Annotated in this window: 16 protein-coding genes and 2 pseudogenes; 11 read left to right on the top strand and 7 right to left on the bottom strand. The window is 69.7% G+C overall.

Features of this window, described 5'->3' with window-relative positions; translation table 11 throughout:
• Positions 1-100 precede the first annotated feature (100 nt).
• The 7 genes and pseudogenes from AC2SGK_RS01255 to AC2SGK_RS01225 all read left to right on the top strand — a co-directional run.
• Positions 101-3,007: a monovalent cation/H+ antiporter subunit A gene (locus AC2SGK_RS01255; protein WP_488321782.1), complete on the top strand. Its 2,907-nt coding sequence runs from the start codon at positions 101-103 to the stop codon at positions 3,005-3,007.
• The gene (locus AC2SGK_RS01250) at positions 2,998-3,345 is read left to right on the top strand and encodes a Na+/H+ antiporter subunit C (RefSeq protein WP_488321781.1); all 348 of its coding nucleotides are present in this window, start codon (positions 2,998-3,000) and stop codon (positions 3,343-3,345) included. Before AC2SGK_RS01255 ends, AC2SGK_RS01250 begins: the two co-directional genes overlap by 10 nt.
• The gene (locus AC2SGK_RS01245) at positions 3,342-4,943 is read left to right on the top strand and encodes a monovalent cation/H+ antiporter subunit D (RefSeq protein ID WP_488321780.1); all 1,602 of its coding nucleotides are present in this window, start codon (positions 3,342-3,344) and stop codon (positions 4,941-4,943) included. The genes AC2SGK_RS01250 and AC2SGK_RS01245 overlap by 4 nt, the downstream gene beginning before the upstream one ends.
• Positions 4,940-5,425 (top strand): Na+/H+ antiporter subunit E, encoded by a 486-nt coding sequence (locus tag AC2SGK_RS01240; protein ID WP_488321779.1) that lies wholly within the window; start codon positions 4,940-4,942, stop codon positions 5,423-5,425. Before AC2SGK_RS01245 ends, AC2SGK_RS01240 begins: the two co-directional genes overlap by 4 nt.
• A complete protein-coding gene (locus AC2SGK_RS01235) occupies positions 5,422-5,703 on the top strand; it encodes a K+/H+ antiporter subunit F (RefSeq protein WP_488321778.1) in 282 nt (93 codons plus the stop codon). Before AC2SGK_RS01240 ends, AC2SGK_RS01235 begins: the two co-directional genes overlap by 4 nt.
• Complete coding sequence (gene mnhG / locus AC2SGK_RS01230; protein WP_488321777.1) at positions 5,700-6,083, top strand: monovalent cation/H(+) antiporter subunit G; 384 nt, start codon at positions 5,700-5,702, stop codon at positions 6,081-6,083. The genes AC2SGK_RS01235 and mnhG overlap by 4 nt, the downstream gene beginning before the upstream one ends.
• Positions 6,080-7,153, top strand: a pseudogene (locus AC2SGK_RS01225) (AI-2E family transporter); the annotation flags it as partial. The gene mnhG and the pseudogene AC2SGK_RS01225, both read left to right, overlap by 4 nt.
• 21 nt (positions 7,154-7,174) lie before the next feature.
• Here AC2SGK_RS01225 and AC2SGK_RS01220 read toward each other — a convergent pair.
• The 3 genes and pseudogenes from AC2SGK_RS01220 to gltX all read right to left on the bottom strand — a co-directional run.
• Positions 7,175-8,878 (bottom strand): annotated as a pseudogene (locus tag AC2SGK_RS01220) (SulP family inorganic anion transporter); the annotation flags it as partial.
• Between the two features lie 22 nt (positions 8,879-8,900).
• Positions 8,901-9,785, bottom strand: a complete 885-nt coding sequence (locus tag AC2SGK_RS01215) for an MBL fold metallo-hydrolase (protein ID WP_488321776.1) — start codon at positions 9,783-9,785, stop codon at positions 8,901-8,903.
• 172 nt (positions 9,786-9,957) lie between these two features.
• Positions 9,958-11,280, bottom strand: a complete 1,323-nt coding sequence (gene gltX, locus AC2SGK_RS01210) for a glutamate--tRNA ligase (protein WP_488321775.1) — start codon at positions 11,278-11,280, stop codon at positions 9,958-9,960.
• 81 nt (positions 11,281-11,361) lie between these two features.
• On the opposite strand from gltX, the gene AC2SGK_RS01205 reads away from it, so the two are divergent.
• Together AC2SGK_RS01205 and AC2SGK_RS01200 are read left to right on the top strand one after the other, a co-directional pair.
• On the top strand, positions 11,362-11,769 hold the full coding sequence (locus AC2SGK_RS01205; protein ID WP_488321774.1) for a metallopeptidase family protein: 408 nt from the start codon (positions 11,362-11,364) through the stop codon (positions 11,767-11,769).
• A gap of 1 nt (position 11,770) precedes the next feature.
• Entirely contained in the window at positions 11,771-12,724 is a 954-nt protein-coding gene (locus tag AC2SGK_RS01200) for a 1-phosphofructokinase family hexose kinase (protein ID WP_488321773.1), read from the top strand.
• 57 nt (positions 12,725-12,781) lie between these two features.
• On the opposite strand, the gene AC2SGK_RS01195 is transcribed toward AC2SGK_RS01200, so the two are convergent.
• Positions 12,782-13,108, bottom strand: a complete 327-nt coding sequence (locus tag AC2SGK_RS01195) for a DUF6280 family protein (protein ID WP_042251710.1) — start codon at positions 13,106-13,108, stop codon at positions 12,782-12,784.
• A 369-nt stretch (positions 13,109-13,477) separates the two neighbouring features.
• On the opposite strand from AC2SGK_RS01195, the gene efp reads away from it, so the two are divergent.
• Positions 13,478-14,041 carry an elongation factor P gene (efp, locus tag AC2SGK_RS01190; RefSeq protein WP_488321772.1) on the top strand — a complete coding sequence of 188 codons (564 nt, stop codon included), beginning with the start codon at positions 13,478-13,480 and terminating at the stop codon, positions 14,039-14,041.
• Between the two features lie 120 nt (positions 14,042-14,161).
• Complete coding sequence (locus AC2SGK_RS01185; protein WP_488321771.1) at positions 14,162-15,358, top strand: polysaccharide pyruvyl transferase family protein; 1,197 nt, start codon at positions 14,162-14,164, stop codon at positions 15,356-15,358.
• A gap of 7 nt (positions 15,359-15,365) precedes the next feature.
• Here the strand turns inward: AC2SGK_RS01185 and dinB are convergent, their stop codons facing one another.
• Genes dinB through AC2SGK_RS01170 form a run of 3 tightly spaced genes read right to left on the bottom strand, consistent with a single transcriptional unit; the run spans position 15,366 to position 18,840 of the window.
• Positions 15,366-16,457, bottom strand: a complete 1,092-nt coding sequence (gene dinB, locus AC2SGK_RS01180) for a DNA polymerase IV (protein ID WP_488321770.1) — start codon at positions 16,455-16,457, stop codon at positions 15,366-15,368.
• The gene (gene ygfZ / locus AC2SGK_RS01175) at positions 16,454-17,173 is read right to left on the bottom strand and encodes a CAF17-like 4Fe-4S cluster assembly/insertion protein YgfZ (protein WP_488321769.1); all 720 of its coding nucleotides are present in this window, start codon (positions 17,171-17,173) and stop codon (positions 16,454-16,456) included. Before ygfZ ends, dinB begins: the two co-directional genes overlap by 4 nt.
• Positions 17,170-18,840 (bottom strand): ABC transporter ATP-binding protein, encoded by a 1,671-nt coding sequence (locus AC2SGK_RS01170; RefSeq protein ID WP_488321892.1) that lies wholly within the window; start codon positions 18,838-18,840, stop codon positions 17,170-17,172. The genes ygfZ and AC2SGK_RS01170 overlap by 4 nt, the downstream gene beginning before the upstream one ends.
• Positions 18,841-18,902 lie beyond the last annotated feature (62 nt).

The raw sequence follows: 18,902 nt of genomic DNA, 5'->3' as shown, positions 1-18,902 counted from the left end.
GGCGGCCAGCCGCCCCGGAGCCTGCCTGTCCCAACCCGAACACCCGTCCGAAGGACCCCGCCCGCCCGTCCCGAAAGCCCCGCGAAAGCCCCCGACACCGATGGATTCCAGCGCCGTTCCGACGCCACAGACCCTCCTGACCCTTCTGGCGCTGCTGCCCTTCGCAGCCGCCGCGATCATCCCCCTTGTGCACCGCACCCTGGCGGCCTGGGCCGCCGGCCTGTCGATGATCCTGTCGCTGGCGGTGCTGGCCGGGCTGTCCGGGGTCGTGCGGGACGGCGGCGTGCTGCGCGCCAGCATGGACTGGGTGCCGTCGGCGGGGCTGTCGGTGACGCTGCGGCTGGACGGTTTCTCGTGGCTGTTCGCGACGCTGGTCGCGGGGATCGGCCTGCTGGTCGTCGTCTATGCCGGGGTCTACATGGCGGGCAAGGCCGGCCTGCCGCGGTTCTTCGCCCTGCTGATGGGGTTCGCCGGGGCGATGCAGGGCGTGCTGATGTCGGGCAACATCCTGATGCTGGTCGCCTTCTGGGAGGCGACCTCGATCCTGTCCTTCCTGCTGATCGGCTTCTGGCACCAGGGCCAGCCCGCGCGCGACGGGGCGCGCACCGCGCTGCTGCTGACGGCGACGGGCGGGCTGTGCCTGCTCTTGGCCATGGTCATGCTGGGCATGGTCGCGGGCAGCTTCGATCTGGACGCCGTGCTGGCGGCCGGGCCGCAGGTGACCGCCCATCCGTGGTACGCGCTGATCCTGGGCCTGTTCCTGATCGGTGCCTTCACGAAATCGGCGCAGTTCCCGTTCCATTTCTGGCTGCCCGGCGCGATGGCCGCGCCCACGCCGGTCTCGGCCTTCCTGCACAGCGCCACCATGGTCAAGGCCGGCGTGTTCCTGCTGGTCCGCTTCACCCCCGTCCTGGGCGGGACCGAGGCGTGGTTCTATGCCGTGACCGGCACCGGCATGGCGACGCTGCTGATCGGGTCGGTGATCGCGCTGTTCCGCCACGACCTCAAGGGGCTGCTGGCCTATTCCACCATCAGCCATCTGGGCCTGATCACCGCGCTGGCGGGCATCGGCAGCCAGGGCGCGATCGTCGCGGCGATCTTCCACATCTGCAACCACGCCATCTTCAAGGCCTCGCTGTTCATGTCCGCGGGCATCATCGACCAGCAGACCGGCACCCGCGACATGCGCAGGCTGGGCGGGCTTTGGCGGGTCATGCCCATCACGGCGACGCTGGCCATCGTGGCCTCGGGCGCGATGGCGGGGGTGCCGCTGCTGAACGGCTTCCTCTCCAAGGAGATGTTCCTGGCCGAGGCCGTCGCCTGGCACAACGGCAGCCTGCTGGACGACAGCCTGCCCTATCTGGCGGTGGTGGCCAGCGCCTTCTCGGTCGCCTATTCGATGCGCTTCATCCTGTCGGTGTTCTTCGGGGCCCTGCCCACGGACCTGCCGCGCGAACCCGCCGAACCCGGCCCGGGGATGCGGGGCCCGGTGGCCGTGCTGGTCGTGCTGTGCCTGATCGTGGGCATCCTGCCCGCGCTGGCCATCGGCCCGGCGATCCAGACGGCGGCGGATGCCGTGCTGGGCACGGACACGCCGCCGGTCCACATCGCGGTCTGGCACGGGGTGAACGCGGCGCTGATGCTGTCGCTGGCGGCCTTCGGCACCGGCGCATTGATCTATCTGTGGCTGGCCGCGCGCCTGCCCCACGGCCCCGAGGGCCCGGCCCTGCTGCATCACCTGCGCGCGCAGCGCATCTATGACCGGCTGCTGCTGAAGCTGGGCTGGGTCATCCCGCGCCGGCTGCTGGGCTGGCTGGCCACGGAACGGCTGCAGCCGCAGATGCGCGTGCTGGTCGCGGCGGCGGTGATCGCGGCGGCGGCGGCCTCCTGGGGCGGCTTCGTGCTGGCCGACAGCCCGCGCACGAACGCCCCGAACCTCAGCTTTGCGCTGATGTGGGCCATCGGCGCGGCCTGCGCGGTGGGCGCCGCGTGGCAGGCCAAGTATCACCGCTTCGCCGCGCTGGTCATGCTGGGCGGCGCGGGCATCGTAACCTGCGTGACCTTCGCCTGGATGTCGGCCCCCGACCTCGCGGTGACGCAGCTGCTGGTCGAGGTGGTGACCACGACGCTGCTGCTTCTGGGCCTGCGCTGGCTGCCGCAGCGGCGCGCGGACCTGGCGGCGGACAACCGCCCCGCCGCGCGGCGGCGCCGGATGCAGGACCTGGTGATCGCCGTCGCGGGCGGCGCGGGCATCGCCGCCACCGCCTATGCGGTGATGACGCGGCCGCTGATCCCGAATGTCGGCGACTGGTTCCTGGCCAACGCCTATTACGAGGGCGGGGGCACCAACGTGGTGAACGTCATCCTGGTCGATTTCCGCGCCTTCGACACCTTCGGAGAGATCGCGGTCCTGGCCATCGTCGCGCTGACGGTCTTTGCGCTGCTGCGCCGCTTCCGCCCCGCGCCCGAGAGCGTGGACCCGCCCGATCAGCAATCCGCCACCAGCCGGCAGATGCTGGACGACACGCTGCTGGTGCCGTCGGTCATCATGACCTGGATGTTCCCGGTGCTGGTGATGATCGCGGCCTATTTCTTCTTCCGCGGGCACGACCTGCCGGGCGGGGGCTTCGCGGCGGGGGTGACCATGGCGATCGCCTTCCTGCTGCAATACCTGGCCACCAACGTGCGGTGGGTCGAGACGCGGCTGACCGTCATGCCGATCCGCTGGATGGGCATCGGGCTCCTGGTCGCGGTGGCGACCGGGGCGGGGTCGTGGATCTTCGGCTATCCCTTCCTGACCGCGCATGCGCGATACGTGGACATCCCCCTGGTCGGAGAGGTCCCGGCCGCCACGGCGATGCTGTTCGACCTGGGCGTCTTTGCCCTGGTCATGGGCGCCACCATCCTGATGCTGATCGCCATCGCGCACCAGTCCCTGCGGGCGGCGCGGATGCGCGCAGCCGATGACGAGGACGACGACGCAAGCGAGGTCCGCCCATGGAGCTGATCCTGTCCCTGGCCATCGGCATACTGTCGGCATCGGGCATCTGGCTGCTGCTGCGGCCGCGCAGCTTCCAGGTCATCATCGGGCTGTGCCTGCTGTCCTATGCGGTGAACCTGTTCATCTTCTCCATGGGGCGGCTGACGCTCGGCGCGCCGGCGATCATGCCCAAGGGCGGCTTCGTCGACCCCTCGCGCTATGCCGATCCGCTGCCGCAGGCGCTGGTGCTGACGGCCATCGTCATCAGCTTCGCCACCACGGCGCTGTTCCTGGTGGTGATGATCGCCGCGCGCGGCTTCACCGGAACCGACCATGTCGACGGCAAGGAAGGAGGCGCGCAATGAACCAGCATCTGCTGATCGCCCCGATCCTCATTCCCTTCGTCGCGGGTGCGGTGATGCTGCTGTCGGACGACCGGCGGCGGGTCGCGCGCTTCTGGCTCAGCCTGGCCTCGGTGCTGGCGCTGCTGGGCATCGCGGTGCGCCTGCTGGTCCAGGCCAAGGGCGACGTGCCGGGCTCCGAGGCGGTCTATCGCCTCGGGGACTGGGCCGCGCCCATGGCCATCATGCTGGTCCTCGACCACCTGTCGGCGATGATGCTGCTGCTGACGGCGGTGCTGGCGCTGGCCTCGCTGATCTATGCCAAGGCGTCGTGGGACCGGCAGGGGCAGCATTTCTTCCCGCTGTTCCAGTTCCTGCTGATGGGGCTGAACGGGGCCTTCCTGACCGGCGACCTGTTCAACCTGTTCGTGTTCTTCGAGGTGATGCTGGCCGCCTCCTACGGGCTGCTGCTGCACGGGTCGGGGCGCGGCCGGGTGCGGTCGGGGCTGCATTACATCGCCATCAACCTGGCGGCGTCGCTGCTGTTCCTGCTGGGCGTCAGCCTGATCTACGGGGTGACGGGCACGCTGAACATGGCGCATCTGGCCTCGATCATCGCCGATGTCGCGCCGACCGACCGGCCGCTCCTGCATCTGAACCTGTCGCTTCTGGGGGTCGCCTTCCTGATCAAGGCGGGCTGCTGGCCGCTGTCCTTCTGGCTGCCGCCGGCCTACACGGCCGCGGCGGCGCCGGTGGGCGCGATCTTCGCGATCATGACCAAGGTCGGGGTCTATGTCATCCTGCGCCTGTCGATGCTGTTCTTCGGCGCGACGGCCGGGGCGTCGGCAGGCTTCGGCGGGACGGTGCTGATCGGGCTGGGGCTGGCCACGACGGCCTTCGCCATCCTGGGCGTGCTGGGGTCCCAGGGCATGGGGCGCATCACCGCCCATTCGATCATCCTCTCCTCGGGGACGGTGCTGGCCGTGGTGGGCTTTGCGGTGACCGGGGGGCATGAATGGATGCTGGCCGGGGCGCTTTACTATCTCGTGGGCTCGACGCTGGCGACGGCGATCCTGTTCATGCTGGTCGAACCCGCCAGCCGCGACGACGGCGGCAGCGCCGCCATCCTGGCCCTGACGGCCGAGATCTATGGCGCCGACGCCGTGCGCAACCTGGACGAGACGCCCGACCGCCTGGTCATCCCGGCGGGCCTGGCGGTGCTGGGCTGCTGCTTCGGGCTGGGCGTGCTGGCGCTGGCGGGCCTGCCGCCGCTGCCGGGCTTCGTGGGCAAGATGGTGATGATCCAGGGCGCGCTGGCCGATGCCAGCCTGTCGCCGGTGCTGACCTGGTCGTTCATCGGGCTGCTGCTGGCCTCGGGGCTGGCCACGCTGATCGCGCTGTCGCGGATCGGCATCCAGACCTTCTGGGCCTCCGAGGGCGACGCGCCCCCGGTCATGGCGCTGGAGATCGCGCCGGTCATCCTGCTGATCGCGATGCTGGGCGCGCTGAGCCTGCATTCCGAGGCGGTGCTGCGCTATACCGACCGGACGGCCGAACGGCTGCTGGACGCGCCGCGCTATGGCCCCAGACCCCTGCCCGCCGCGACCGAGGTGACGCCATGAGCCGGCTTCTTCCCCATCCCGTCCTGTGGCTGGTCCTGTGGGTCATGTGGATGATGCTGACGCGGTTCTCGCTCGGCCATGCGATCCTGGGCGGCACGATCGCCGTGGTCGCGGGCCGCGCCATGGCCGCGCTGCAGCCGCAATCGGTGCCGCTGCGCGGCTGGCGGGTGCTGCCGCGGCTGCTGTGGACGGTGTTTCTCGACGTGATCCGCTCGAACGCGGCAGTGACGCGGCTGATCCTGACCGAAGGCCGCTCGGGACGGTGCGCCGCCTTCCTGGAGATCCCCCTGGCCCTGAAGAGCCAATCGGGCCTGGCCGCGCTGGCCGTCATCCTGACCGCCACGCCCGGCACGGCCTGGGTCGAGTACCGGTCCGAGGACGGGGTCCTGATGCTGCATGTCTTCGACGCGCGCGAGACCGAGCAGTACCGTCACGTCATATCCTCGGTCTATGAACCCATGCTGCAGGAGCTGTTCGAATGAGCCAGATGATCCTGAACGCCGCCCTGATCTATGCGCAGGTGGCCCTGGGCGCCGCGGCCTGCCTTGCGGGGCTGCGCATCGTGCAGGGCCCGCGCGCCCAGGACCGGGTCCTGGCGCTGGACACGCTTTACATCGTCGCGATGCTGCTGTTCCTGGTGACGGGGATGCGGCTCGGCTCGCTGTTCCTGTTCGAGGCGGCGATGGTGGTCGCGATGATGGGCTTCGTCGCCTCGGTCGCGCTGGCCAAGTTCCTGTTCCGTGGCGAGGTGATCGAATGACCGACTTTCCCGTCTGGCTGTCGCTGCTGATCGCGGCCTTCCTGGTCCTGGGCTCCACGCTGGCGCTGATCGGGGCCTGGGGCTTCCTGCGGCTGCGCAGCTTCTACGACCGCCTGCACGCGCCGACGCTGGCGACCAGCTGGGGCACCGGCGGGATCGTGATCGCCTCGATGCTGCTGGCCAGCTGGACCCAGGACCGCATCGTCATGCACGAGATCGTCGTGGGCGCCGCGCTGCTGGCGACGGTGCCGGTCACGCTGATGCTCCTGGGGCGCGCCGCGCTGCACCGCGACCGCGCCGAAGGCTCGACCGAGGTGCCGGCCGCGCGCATCCCCGACGGCGCCACCCCCTCCGACACCACCCTGAAGGAGACGCGATGACCCGTCCGCAACCGGCCCCCCGGACGCATCTGCGCCCCCTGGTTGCCGACATCTCGGCCGCACGCTGGCTGCTTTTGGGCATCCTGGCGGCGTCGCTCTACTTCTTTCATGGCTTCCTGATCCCGGTCCTGGCCGCGACGATCATCGCGGTGGCCAGCTGGGGCATCCGCGACCGGCTGGCCTATCGGATGGGACGCACCGGCGCGGCCAGCCTGATGGTGGTGGCGATCCTGGGCATCCTGATCGTGCCACTGGCCCTGGCGCTCAGCTATGCCGCGGCCGAGATCCGCATCTGGGTCCTCTGGGCGATCGAGGTCAATCAGCAGGGCGCGGCCACCCCCGCCTGGATCGCCACGATCCCGGCCGCGGGCGACTGGCTGGACCGGCAGTGGCTGACCTATATCGGCCGCCCCGGCGCCATCGGAGAGATCGTGCAGGCCGTCAGCGGCTCGAACATCGGCACCGTCTATCGCGGCGTGCTGACGGTCGGCTCGCATGCCTTTCACTTGGCCTTGAACACGCTCTTCACGCTGGTGACGCTGTTCGTCTTCTATCGCGACGGCGAACGCATCGTGGCGCAGCTGGACCGGGTCGGCGGGCGCATCCTGCCGGGGCGTTGGTCGCACATGTCGCGCGTCGTGCCCGCCACGATCAGCGCCACCGTCACCGGCATGACGCTGATCGCCATCGGCGAGGGCGTCATCCTGGGCATCGCCTATTGGCTGGCCGGCGTGCCCTCGCCCGTGGTCTTCGGGGTCATCACCGGCTTCATGGCGCTGATCCCCGGCGGCGCGCCGCTGTCCTTCACGCTGATCTCGGCCTATCTGGTCTTCAGCGGATCGGCCTTCGCGGGGGCGGCGCTGTTCGTCTGGGGCTCGGTCGAGCTGTTCATCGTGGACAAGACCATCCGCCCGGTGCTGGTCGGCGGCCCGGTCAAGCTGCCCTTCCTGACGACGTTCTTCGGGCTGATCGGGGGCGTCAAGACGATGGGCCTCATCGGGCTGTTCATCGGGCCGGTGCTGATGGCGCTGCTGATGGCGATCTGGCGCGAATGGCAGCGCGACGCCGACGACCTGCCCCCCGCGCGGCCCCGACAACGCGACCCAGGCATCGTATTGCGACAGGAACACCCGCCCCGACAGATGCGCCAGAAAGTCGGTGGCCTTCAGGCGGTCCATGACGGGACCCTTGACCTCCGACAGGTGCAGCGCGATGCCCATGCTGTCCAGCCGGTGGGCGATGGCCTCCAGGCTCTCCAGCGCGCTGAGGTCGATCTCGTTCACGGCCGAGCACATCAGCACCACGTGGCGCAGCGCACAGTCGGGCGTCACGCGCTCGGCCAGCAGGTCCTCCAGGAAGCGGGCATTGGCGAAATAGAGGCTCTCGTCGATGCGCAGCGTCAGGATGGCGGGGTCGGTCCGCACGTCATGGCGCAGGATGTTGCGGAAATGCTGGGTGCCGGGGACCAGCCCCATCTCGGCCACATGCGGGCGCGAGGTCTTGTAGAGATGCAGCGCGATGGACAGCGCCACGCCCGAGGACACGCCCGCCTCCACCCCCATCGTCAGCGTGGCCAGGATCGTCGCCGCCACGGCCAGGAAATCGGTGCGCGAATAGGCCCAGGCCCGGCGCAGGATGCCCAGATCGACCAGCGACAGCACCGCCACGATGATCGTCGCGGCCAAGGTGGCAATGGGCAGATGAAAGATCAGCGGCGTCAGCGCCACGGCCGCGACGGCCAGCCCCACGGAGGTGAAGGCCCCCGCCGCCGCCGTCGCGGCACCCGCGTCGAAATTGACCACCGACCGCGCGAAGCCCCCCGTGACCGGCATCCCCCCGGTGAAGGCCGCGCCCAGATTGGCCGCGCCCAGGCCGATCAGCTCCTGGTCGGGGTCGATGCGCTGGCGGCGCTTGGCTGCCAGGGTCTGCGCGACCGAGACCGATTCGACGAAGCCGATGACCGAGATCAGGGCCGCCGGCACGATCAGCGCCCCGACCAGATCCGCGCTCAGCGGCGGCATGGTCAGCGGCGGCAGCCCCTGCGGCACCGCGCCCACGACGCGCACGCCCTGCGTTTCCAGGTCCAGGCCCCAGACCGCCAGCGTGCTGGCCACGACCGCCAGGACCGGTCCGGCCTTGGTCACGATATCCGCGGCCCGCGCGCCCAGGCCCGCACGCCGCAGAAGCGGCTTCAGCCCGCGCCGGACCCAGAACAGGAAGGCGGTGGCGCTCAGCCCGATGGCCAGCGTCACCCCATTCGTCTGCGGCAGGGCGCGGATCAGCGATGACAGCATCTCGGGCAGGGTATGGCCGCCGGCGCCGACGCCCAGGATGTGGCCCGCCTGGCTGGTCGCGATCAGAATGCCCGATGCGGTGATGAAGCCCGCGATGACCGGATGCGACAGGAAGTTGGCCGCGAAACCCAGGCGCAACAGCCCCATCAGGACCAGGATCGCCCCCGACAGGAAGGCCAGCGTCAGCGCGGCCGCCGCGTAACCCATGCTGCCCTGTTCGGCGACGGTGCCGATGGCGGCGGCCGTCATCAGCGACACCACCGCCACCGGCCCCACGGCCAGCGCCCGGCTGGTCCCGAAGACCGCATAGAGCATGATCGGCACGATGGAGGCATAGAGCCCCGCCTGCGCCGGCAGCCCCGCCAGAAGCGCATAGGCCAGCGACTGCGGGATCAGCATGATCGTCACGATCACCGCCGCCAGCAGATCGTCCGACAGCGCCGCCCGGTCATAGCGGCGGCCCCAGTCCAGGATCGGGAAATAGTCGCGCAGGGTCTTCATCGCCGACGGTCGCCCTGCCCGGTCACAGCCCGTTCACCGGAACCTTGAGCATCGGGCGCCCTTCCCCGTCCACGGGCATCTCTCCGGCGCGCATGTTCACCTGAAGCGACGGCAGGATCAGCCGCGGCACGGGCAGCGTCGCATCGCGTTCAGTGCGAAAGCGGATGAAGTCATCGCGGCTGCGGCCGCCGCCGACATGGATGTTGTGCGCCCGCTCCTCGGCGACGGTGGTCTCCCACCGGATCTCGCGGCCGTTCGGGCCGTAATCGTGGCACATGAACAGCCGCATGCGGTCCGGCAGGGCCAGCACGCGCTGGATGCTGTCATAGAGCACCCCGGCATCGCCCCCCGGAAAATCGGCCCGCGCCGAGCCGCCGTCCGGCATGAACAGCGTGTCGCCCACGAAGGCCGCATCGCCCATGACATGGGTCATGCAGGCGGGCGTGTGCCCCGGCGTGGCCATCGCCAGGACCGGCATGGTCCCCACGTGATAGACGTCGCCATCCGCGAACAGCGCGTCGAACTGGCTGCCGTCGCGCTGGAACGCGGTGCCTTCGTTGAAGATCCGGCCGAAGGTGTCCTGCACCTCGCGGATGCGCGCGCCGATGCCGATGCGCCCGCCCAGGGTGTCCTGGAGATAGGGCGCGGCGGACAGGTGGTCGGCATGGACATGGGTCTCGATGATCCAGTCCAGGCGCAGCCCGTGCGCGCGGATATGGGCGATGATGCGGTCGGCGCCCTCATGGGTGATGCGTCCCGCCGCATAGTCCAGGTCCATCACCGAATCGACCACCGCGCAGGCGTCCGACGCCGGGTCGCGGACGACATAGCTGATCGTGTTCGTCGCATCGTCCAGAAACGCCGCGACTTCGGGGTGGATGGCCATGTCGATGGGGTGTCCGGTCATGCTGATCCTCCCTCCCGGCGGTCCTGTCGCACCGGGCCTGCATGCGCGAGCCTAGCAGGCCCTGCCGCGCGATGCAGCGGGCATCTGCCCCCGACCCCATGCGACCGCCTTCGATTGTCGCGCGGGCGGGGGGTGCGGGGGGCGGCCAGCCCCCCGCCGTCGCGGGACGCAATCAGGCGCGCGCCTTGACCACGCGCAGCAGCGGCATCACGTCCGACATGTCCGGCCCGTGCGCCTGGCCGGTCACGGCCTTGCGCAGCGGCATGAACAGGCCCTTGCCCTTGCGGCCGGTCGCCTCCTTGACGGCCGCGGTCCACTCGCCCCAGGTCGCGTCGGTGAACGGCCCCTCGGGCAGCAGGGTCATGGCCCGGGCCACGAAATCGGCATCTTCGGGGTCGATCTGCGGCTCGGCGCCCTCGCTGAAGATGCGCCACCAGTCGGCCAGGTCGTCCAGCCGGGTGATGTTCTGGGACGCCACGCGCCAGAACCGCTCGGCCTGGTCGTCAGGCACGCCCAGGGCCGCGATGCGCCCGGCCACCGCCGCGAAGGGCAGCGCCTGGTTGCGCTCGCGCGTCAGCGGCCACAGGTCCTCGGCATCGAACTTGGTGGGCGAGGCGCCGAACTGCCCCAGATCGAAGCTCTCGGCCAGCTCGTCCAGCGAGGCCAGCCCCACCGGCACCCCCGACCCCAACCGCGCCATCAGGCTGATCAGCGCCTCGGGCGCCACGCCGCCCTCGCGCAGATCCTTCAGCGACAGCGCGCCGATCCGCTTGGACAGCTCCTCGCCCTTGGCGCCGGTCAGCAGCGAATGGTGCGCAAAGGCCGGGGGCATGCCGCCGATGGCCTGGATGATCTGGATCTGGGTCGCGGTGTTGGTCACGTGGTCCGAGCCGCGCACGATATGGGTCACGCCCATGTCGGTATCGTCCACGCTGCTGGCGAAGGTGTACAGCACCTGCCCATCCGCGCGGATCAGCACCGGGTCGCTGACCGATGCCGCGTCGATCGAGATGTCGCCCAGGATGCCGTCGGTCCATTCGATCCGGTTCTGGTCCAGCAGAAAGCGCCAGTATCCCTCGCGCCCCTCGGCCCGCAGGCGGTCCTTGTCCGCGTCCGACAGCGACAGGCCGGTGCGGTCATAGACCGGCGGGCGGCCCATGTTCAGCAGCTTCTTGCGCTTCAGGTCCAGCTCGACCGGGGTCTCGAACACCTCGTAGAGGCGCCCCGAGGCGCGCAGCGCATCCGCCTCGGCGCGATAGCGGTCCAGCCGCAGCGACTGACGCTCGACCCGGTCCCAATGCAGGCCCAGCCAGTCCAGGTCGCGCTGGATGCCGTCGACATATTCCTGCTTGCTGCGCTCCTGGTCGGTGTCGTCCAGGCGCAGGATGAAGGTGCCGCCGGACTTGCGGGCGATCAGATAGTTGAACAGCGCGGTGCGCAGGTTGCCGACATGGATATGGCCGGTGGGCGAGGGCGCGAAGCGGGTGATGGTCATGGCTCGTCTCCTGTTGCTGTTGCTCTTTCACAGCCGGGCATTTTTGTCCATATCGGGGGCATGGACGCAGGAGACGCCGCAATGACAGACTGGGATGCCGTGACCGCCCCCGACGCCGCCCGGATCGAGGCCATGGCCCGCAGCGCGCTGACCGGCCTGCCCCCCGAGTTCCGCGAGGCGGCCGCCCAAGTCGCCCTGCAGGTGGCCGAATTCGCCCCCGAGGACGTGCTGGACGAGCTGCAGATCGACGACCCGTTCGAGCTGACCGGCCTCTATGACGGCATACCCCTGACCGAGAAGTCCATCGCCGACCAGCCCGGCGGCCCGGACATCATCTGGCTGTTCCGCCGCCCGATCCTGGACGAATGGGCCGCGCGCGGGGATGTCACCCTGGGCGATCTGGTCGTCCATATCGTCACGCATGAGATGGCCCACCACTTCGGCTGGTCCGACGAGGACATTGCCACCATCGACCAATGGTGGGAGTGACATGAGCGGTCAGGCCCCGATCCTGACCGTCACGCTGAACCCGGCGCTGGACCTGGCGACCGCCGCCGATGCGGTCGTGCCCGACCTCAAGCTGCGCTGCGACAAGCCACGCGCCGATCCGGGCGGCGGCGGCATCAATGTCAGCCGCGCGATCAAGATCATCGGCGGCCAGTCCACGGCCATGGTCGCCCTGGGCGGGGCCACGGGCACGCGGCTGGCCGATCTACTGAAGGCCGCGGGCCTCAGCCTGCTGCGCCTGACCGCGCCGGGCGAGACGCGCCAGTCCCTGGCCGTCACCGATCGCGCCAGCGGCACGCAGTACCGCTTCGTCATGCCGGGGCCGGAATGGCACATGACGCAGCTGCCCGGCACCATAGCCGCCATCGCCGAGGCCGCGCTGGCCGGGGGCTGGGTGGTCATGTCCGGCTCGAACCCGCCCGGCATCGCGCCGGGATTCGAGCAGATGCTGACCGTGCGCCTGAAGGACGGGCGCGCGCGCCTGCTGGTCGATGCCTCGGGCGAGGCGCTGCGCGCGCTGGCCGGATCGTCGATCCCGGTGGACGTGCTGCGCATGGACAGCCTGGAGGCCGAGGCCCTGGCCGGCCGCCCCCTGCCCCTGCGCAGCGACAGCGCGGCCTTTGCGGCCGGTCTGGTGCGCGACGGGGCGGCGCGGTCGGTGATCGTGGCGCGCGGCGCGGACGGATCGATCGTGGCCGGACCCGACGGGGCCTGGCACGCGGCCGCAGCCCCCGTCCGGGTGGTCAGCGCGGTGGGCGCGGGCGACAGCTTCGTCGCGGGCTTCGTGCTGGCCATGGCGCGCGGCTGGCCGGTGCAGGAGGCGCTGGCCCTGGGCACCGCGGCCGCGTCGGCGGCGGTGACGACCCCCGCGACCGACCTGTGCGATGCCGAAGATGTGAGGCACTTCTATTCGCAGCGCGTCATCACGCGACTGTGAGAATGCCGAAGGCCGCCCATCGGGCGGCCCGGCGATCCAGAAATCCGGCAGGGTTCCTCAGGCGGCTTCGGCTTCCTCGGCCTCGGCGGCCATGCGGCGCTCGCTCTCCTCGCGCGACAGCGCGACCGAGGTGCGCACGCCCTTGGACACGAATTCCATCAGCCCCTTCACCACGCGCTCGTTCGGGTCGATGCCGGCGCAGGACAGCACCTCGCGGCCGTCGCGCGAACGGGCCCAGCGGGCGATCTGCTCGGGGCCGTTGCCGTACTTCTTGTCATCCGCAATGGCATCATCAAGGGCCGCCAGAACAACCGCCGCAAACAGCTTGCGGGCGCGCTGGCCCTGTTCGAAATTGAAGGCCGAGCCGTCAACAAAATCGCGCATCTTGTGTCGTCCATCTCTTGGGGTTTCATGGGGAAATGAAACCCTTGCGGGGAAAACTTGACGTTCCCCTGTTTCTTCGATCCGTTTCTCCGACGGTGCCGCTTGGCTTAGACCTTCGCGACGCCGATTCGATATCCCCTCAACTGCATGTCAGCCATGTCCATACTGCATGACACGCATTCCGCGGGAAAAATCGTCCCCTCCCGGTGCGCATGACGCCGCGTGAACGCCCATCCCGGCTTGACAACGCCGCCAAACCGATCTGGTTGCCTGTCCAGACCTGTCTCGATATAGGAGGCGCAACAGATCGTTCAACGGCCCCTGCCGCGACGCTCCGACATTTCCGCAACCCCCGTGAGTCATCATCCCATGCCCAAGATCAACGGCAACGAAATCCGCCCCGGCAACATCCTGGAACATGACGGGGGTCTGTGGGCCGCCGTCAAGGTCAGCCACGTCAAGCCCGGCAAGGGCGGCGCCTTCGCCCAGGTGGAACTGAAGAACCTGCGCGACGGCCGCAAGCTGAACGAGCGCTTCCGCTCGGAGGACAAGGTCGAGCGCGTGCGCCTGGACCAGAAGGACCAGCAGTTCCTCTACGAAACCGACGGCAAGCTGGTCTTCATGGACAGCGAGACCTTCGAGCAGACCGAGCTAGACGCCGACCTGCTGGGCGACCGCCGCCCCTTCCTGCAGGACGGCATGACCGCCACCATCGAATATTACGGCGAGGAGGCCCTGTCGGTCTCGATCCCGCAGAAGGTCACCTGCACCGTCGCCGAGACCGAGCCGGTCGTGAAGGGCCAGACCGCCGCCAACAGCTACAAGCCGGCGATCCTGGACAACGGCGTGCGCATCATGATCCCGCCCTTCGTGGGCGAGGGCGAGGCGATCATCGTCAATACCGAGATGTTCGAATACAGCGAACGCGCCTGATCCCGCACGGCTGCGGGCCAGCCGGTTGCGAGCCCGCCCCGCGACGTGATAGCGGTGACATCGACGCCCGTCCGGGATCATCCCCCGGACGGGCCTTTTGATTTTCGGAAGGCAGCGACGATGAGAATACTGTTTCATGGCCCCGGCTCCACCTTCGTGCGCCCGGCGACCCGACTGCCCTCGCTCGGCGGGGTCCAGTACGGCATCGTCGACACGCTGGCGGGCATCAAGCCCAGCCATGACCTGACCGGCAACCGCGGCAACCTGATCCATGGCGAGGCCCCGTCCCGCATCCTCGCCTGCGACCCGGCCCGTTCGGCCAACACCAACATCGCCGCCCTGCAGAAGATGCTGGGAGAGCGTTACGCCACCCTCGTCGGCGACAATTTCGACCTTCTGGTGCTGTCGCTGGCCAACATGATCCGCCCGCGTCTGGACATGACGCGCCTGCTGAACGCCCTGAAACCGCTGGTGGGGCGCATCCCCATCGTCGTCCTGGGCATGGGCAAGCAGGGCCGCGCGCCCCTGGCCGACCTGCACCCGTCGGTCCGCGACCTGCTGTCGCTGTTCAACAACGACGCGCTGGTCATGGGCGTGCGCGGCCTGGAGACGCGCGACTGGCTGCACCAGAACGGCTTCGGCAACGCGGTTGCCCTGGGCTGCCCCAGCCTCTACTGCTATCCGCAGTCGATCCTGGAGATCGACACGGCCGAGCTGCGCGCCAAGGGCCAGCAGGCCGAGGTGCTGACCGCGGGCTATGTCACCACCCGCGACGGGCACAACCAGGCCCGCGGCGCGGCGCTGGTGCGCGCCATGAAGGGTCTGTCGGCCTCCTACGTCTTCCAGGACGAGTTCTTCGCCTATGGCGATCTGGCCAACCGGCCCTTCGGCTACAACGAGGCCACCTGCATGGCCGATGCCGCGTCCCTGAACGCGATGCTGAGCGCCGAGAACGGGCTGCCGGTCTCGTTCCGCCGCTATTACTACTTCAACGATTCGGCGGCCTGGCGTCAGGCGGCCCATGCCCATGACGTCTATGTGGGCGACCGTTTCCACGGCGGCGTGGCCTCGCTGCATGCCGGGCGGCCGACGGTGATGCTGGCCCATGACAACCGCGTCGAGGAGCTGGCCGACTTCTTCGGCGTGCCGCGCATGACCACGGGCGAATTCGCGCGCAAGGGCCTGGCCGGCACCCTGGCCGAGGACCTGTCCGACGAGCGCCTGGCGCGGATGAAGGACACCTATCGCACGCGCCACGCCGAATTCGTGGCGGCTCTGGCGCGCCATCAGATCGGAGTCGTGACGCGCCTGCCGTGACCGGCGCTCAGCCCCGCCCGTCGTCGAACAGCGACAGCTGGGCGGGGCCATCGTCGGGGGTCTCGAAGCCCGACAGGGTCACGCCCAGCAGCCGCGCGCCGCGAGGGTCCGGCAACACGCCGCGCGCCAGATCGCGGGCGATGGCCAGCAGTTCGTCCTGCGTCGCGACCGCATGGCCCAGGCTGCGGGCGCGGGTGATCTGCTGAAAGTCGCTGAACTTGACCTTCAGCGTCACCGTGCGACCGCGCAGCTCGTGGCGCGCGACGGCCGCCCAGACCTTGGCGGCCAAGGGCTCCAGTGCCTCCAGCGCCGCCTCCAGCGCCATGATGTCGGCGGAATAGGTGTTCTCGGCCCCCACCGACTTGCGGATGCGGTCGGGGCTGACCCGACGGTGGTCGATGCCCCGCGCGATGTTCCAGTAATAGCGCCCCGACTTGCCGAACCGCCGCAGCAGGAAGTCCAGGTCCTGCGCGCGCAGGTCCGCGCCGATGGCGATGCCCATGGCCTGCATCTTGGCCGCCGTGGCGGGCCCCACGCCGTGGAATTTGCCCACCGGCAGGGACAGCACGAAATCCGGCCCCTGTTCGGGGGTGATCACGCAGAGCCCGTCGGGCTTGTTCTGGTCGGATGCCAGCTTGGCCAGGAACTTGTTGTAGCTGACGCCCGCGCTGGCGGTCAGGGCGGTGGCCGCGCGGATGCGGGCGCGGATCTCGGCGGCGATCTTGGTCGCGGTGCGGCCCTGCAGGTGGTCGGTCACGTCCAGATAGGCCTCGTCCAGGGACAGCGGCTCGACCAGGGGCGTGTAGTCCAGGAAGATGTCGCGGATCTGCCCGCTCACCTGCTTGTAGACATCAAACCGGTGGCGCACGAAGATCAGGTCCGGGCACAGCCGCGCCGCCGTGACCGACGGCATGGCCGAGCGCACCCCGAAGCGGCGCGCCTCATAGCTGGCGGCGGCCACGACGCCGCGCGCGGCCGATCCGCCCACGGCCACCGGCTTGCCGCGCAGTTCGGGGAAATCGCGCTGCTCGACCGAGGCGAAGAAGGCATCCATGTCGATATGGATGATCTTGCGCAGCCCCGGCGCGGGGTCGCTCACAGCGGGAACAGCCGCGCCTCGCCGGCCTGCATGTCGGGGGCCACGCGGTCGTGGCGCACATGGGCGATGGCCTGCCCGCCGGACTGGGTGAAGACCGCGCCGACCTCGCGCCCATCCGCGGTGATGGGCGTGCCGATGGGCGCCGCGCCCTCGATGCGCAGAGTGGTCAGGCCCTTGCGCAATTCGGTCTTGTGCTTCATCCGCGCGGTGACCTCCTGGCCCACATAGCAGCCCTTGCGGAAATCGACGCCGTGCAGGCGTTCGAACCCGGCCTCGAGGATGTAGGTCTCGTTCGGGATCAGCTCGACCAGCGTCTCGGGGATGCAATGGGCGACCCGGATCGCGTCCCAATCGCTGCCGTCATCGCCCGCCGTCCCGTAATGCCGCCAGCCCAAGGCCGGGTGACGCGGGTCGGCCACCGCGCCCTCGGGTGCATCGCCGGTGCCGCGCGCCACGGGCATCTCCACCGCCTCCAGCGCGACCTTGCTGCGCAGCCTGTACATCGACAGGCGGCGCATCAGGTCGTCCGCCAGCCGCGCATCCACGTCGATCAGCAGCGCCTCGCCCTCGGGCACGACCAGGAAATCGGCCAGATACTTGCCCTGCGGCGTCAGCAGCGCGGTCCAGCAGGGCGCGCGGCGGATGTCGTTGGTGACCAGACCTTGCAGGAACGCGATGCGGTCCTCGCCGGGCAGTCGGATGATCTGGCGGCTCATTCTTCCCCTCCGAACTGCAGCGCGACCAGGCGGGCATAGGCGCCGCCCTTGGCCATCAACTGGTCATGGCTGCCCTCCTCGACAACCCTGCCCGCCTCCATCACCACGATCTTGTCGGCATTGCGGATGGTGGACAGGCGATGCGCGATGACCAGCGTGGTGCGCCCCGCCGACAGCCGGTCCAGCGCATCCTGGACCAGGCGCTCGCTGGCCGTGTCCAGCGCGCTGGTCGCCTCGTCCAGAAGCAGCACCGGCGCGTCGCGCAGAAGCGCGCGGGCGATGGCCACGCGCTGGCGCTGGCCGCCCGACAGGGCCGATCCGCGCGGGCCGACGCGGCTGTCCAGGGTGCGGCCGTCATCCAGGAAGTTGCTGACATTGGCGGCCGTCAGCGCCGCCTGAAGATCCTCCTCCGACGCGTCGGGGCGGCCCATCAGGATGTTGTCGCGCAGGCTCTCGTCGAACAGGGCCGATTCCTGCGCCACGGTCGAGAACTGGTCGCGCAGCACGCCGAGGTCATAGTCGCTGACCGGCGCGCCGCCCAAAGTGACCTGGCCCCGGTCCGGATCGACCATGCGCGTCAGCAGGTTGAAGACGGTGGACTTGCCCGCGCCCGACGGACCGACCAGCGCGGTGGTCTGCCCGGCCTCGGCGGTGAAGGTCAGCCCGTGCAGCACGACCTGCCCGTCATAGGACAGCCAGACATCCTCCAGCGCGATGCGCGTCGTATCGGGCGGGGTGACGCGCGGGCCGGACACGACCGAGGGGCGCGCGTCCAGCACCTGATAGATGCGCTCCAGGCTGGCGGCGGCGGTCTGCCAGACCCCGGCGATGCCGCCGAGGCGGCGCATCGGCTGGAAGGCCAGGGCCAGCGCGGTGAAGAAGGCCATGAAGTCGCCGACGCTGCGTTCGCCCTCCATGACCTCGTTGCCGCCCAGGGCCAGCACCGCGATGAAGCCGATGCCGGTGACGACGTCGGTCAGCGCCGGGATGACGCTGGAGGTGGCGGCGACCTTGGTCTCGGCCTTGCGGATGTTGCCGACGATGCGGGCAAAGCGCGCGGTCTGGTCGGCCTCGGCCCGGTTCAGGCGGATCGAGGCGATGCCGTGCAGCACCTCGTCCAGTCGGGTGGCGCGCAAGCTGGCATTGGCGCGGTTCTGGCGCACCTTGCGGCGGATGTATTTCTGCACGATCGCGGCGGGCATGATCAGGATCGGCGCGCCCACCAGCGCGCCCAGGGTCCAGACCGGGTCGATGGTCAGCGCCACCCCGAACAGCATCGCCAGGCTGATCGCGTCGCGCGTGGCCCCCGTGATCAGCGTGGCCCAGACCCCCTGGACCGCGATGGTGTCGCCCTGGATGCGCTCAATCATCGCGCCGGGGGCGTTGTCGCGGAAGAAGCGGCTGTCCAGCGTCAGGATATGCGCCAGAAGCTGCGTCTGCATCGCGGTCGAGACTGACAGCGAGATCGTCGTCAGCAGGGCCCGGCTGGTGACCAGCGTCACCGCGCGCAGCAGGAAGATGCCGAAGATCGCGGCCCCCACCCACCAGATCGCCCCCGGCTGCTTGCCGATGAACACCAGGTCGAACAGTGGCTTCAGCATCCAGCTGATCAGCGCCAGCGTGGAGCCCTCGACGGTCATCAGCAGGAAGGCCAGCCCCATGCGCATCCGGTGCGGGCGCAGATAGTCGTCCCACAGGCGGCGCAGCAGGCCCGGCACCCGGTCGCCCT

This window comes from Paracoccus sp. NIOT.M2S5SZ12 (genome assembly GCF_057748165.1).
This window is presented reverse-complemented; position numbering and strand designations above follow the sequence as displayed.

What these genes read in the sequence shown, in the direction of transcription:
- AC2SGK_RS01250 (WP_488321781.1), top strand. Translation starts at nt 2,998, where the DNA reads ATGGAGCTGATCCTGTCCCTGGCCATCGGCATACTGTCGGCATCGGGC.
- AC2SGK_RS01200 (WP_488321773.1), top strand. Translation starts at nt 11,771, where the DNA reads ATGAGCGGTCAGGCCCCGATCCTGACCGTCACGCTGAACCCGGCGCTG.
- AC2SGK_RS01215 (WP_488321776.1), bottom strand. Translation starts at nt 9,785, where the DNA reads ATGACCGGACACCCCATCGACATGGCCATCCACCCCGAAGTCGCGGCG.
- AC2SGK_RS01205 (WP_488321774.1), top strand. Translation starts at nt 11,362, where the DNA reads ATGACAGACTGGGATGCCGTGACCGCCCCCGACGCCGCCCGGATCGAG.
- AC2SGK_RS01255 (WP_488321782.1), top strand. Translation starts at nt 101, where the DNA reads ATGGATTCCAGCGCCGTTCCGACGCCACAGACCCTCCTGACCCTTCTG.
- AC2SGK_RS01170 (WP_488321892.1), bottom strand. Translation starts at nt 18,840, where the DNA reads ATGCGCATGGGGCTGGCCTTCCTGCTGATGACCGTCGAGGGCTCCACG.
- AC2SGK_RS01235 (WP_488321778.1), top strand. Translation starts at nt 5,422, where the DNA reads ATGAGCCAGATGATCCTGAACGCCGCCCTGATCTATGCGCAGGTGGCC.
- efp (WP_488321772.1), top strand. Translation starts at nt 13,478, where the DNA reads ATGCCCAAGATCAACGGCAACGAAATCCGCCCCGGCAACATCCTGGAA.
- ygfZ (WP_488321769.1), bottom strand. Translation starts at nt 17,173, where the DNA reads ATGAGCCGCCAGATCATCCGACTGCCCGGCGAGGACCGCATCGCGTTC.
- AC2SGK_RS01245 (WP_488321780.1), top strand. Translation starts at nt 3,342, where the DNA reads ATGAACCAGCATCTGCTGATCGCCCCGATCCTCATTCCCTTCGTCGCG.
- AC2SGK_RS01240 (WP_488321779.1), top strand. Translation starts at nt 4,940, where the DNA reads ATGAGCCGGCTTCTTCCCCATCCCGTCCTGTGGCTGGTCCTGTGGGTC.
- AC2SGK_RS01185 (WP_488321771.1), top strand. Translation starts at nt 14,162, where the DNA reads ATGAGAATACTGTTTCATGGCCCCGGCTCCACCTTCGTGCGCCCGGCG.
- mnhG (WP_488321777.1), top strand. Translation starts at nt 5,700, where the DNA reads ATGACCGACTTTCCCGTCTGGCTGTCGCTGCTGATCGCGGCCTTCCTG.
- gltX (WP_488321775.1), bottom strand. Translation starts at nt 11,280, where the DNA reads ATGACCATCACCCGCTTCGCGCCCTCGCCCACCGGCCATATCCATGTC.
- AC2SGK_RS01195 (WP_042251710.1), bottom strand. Translation starts at nt 13,108, where the DNA reads ATGCGCGATTTTGTTGACGGCTCGGCCTTCAATTTCGAACAGGGCCAG.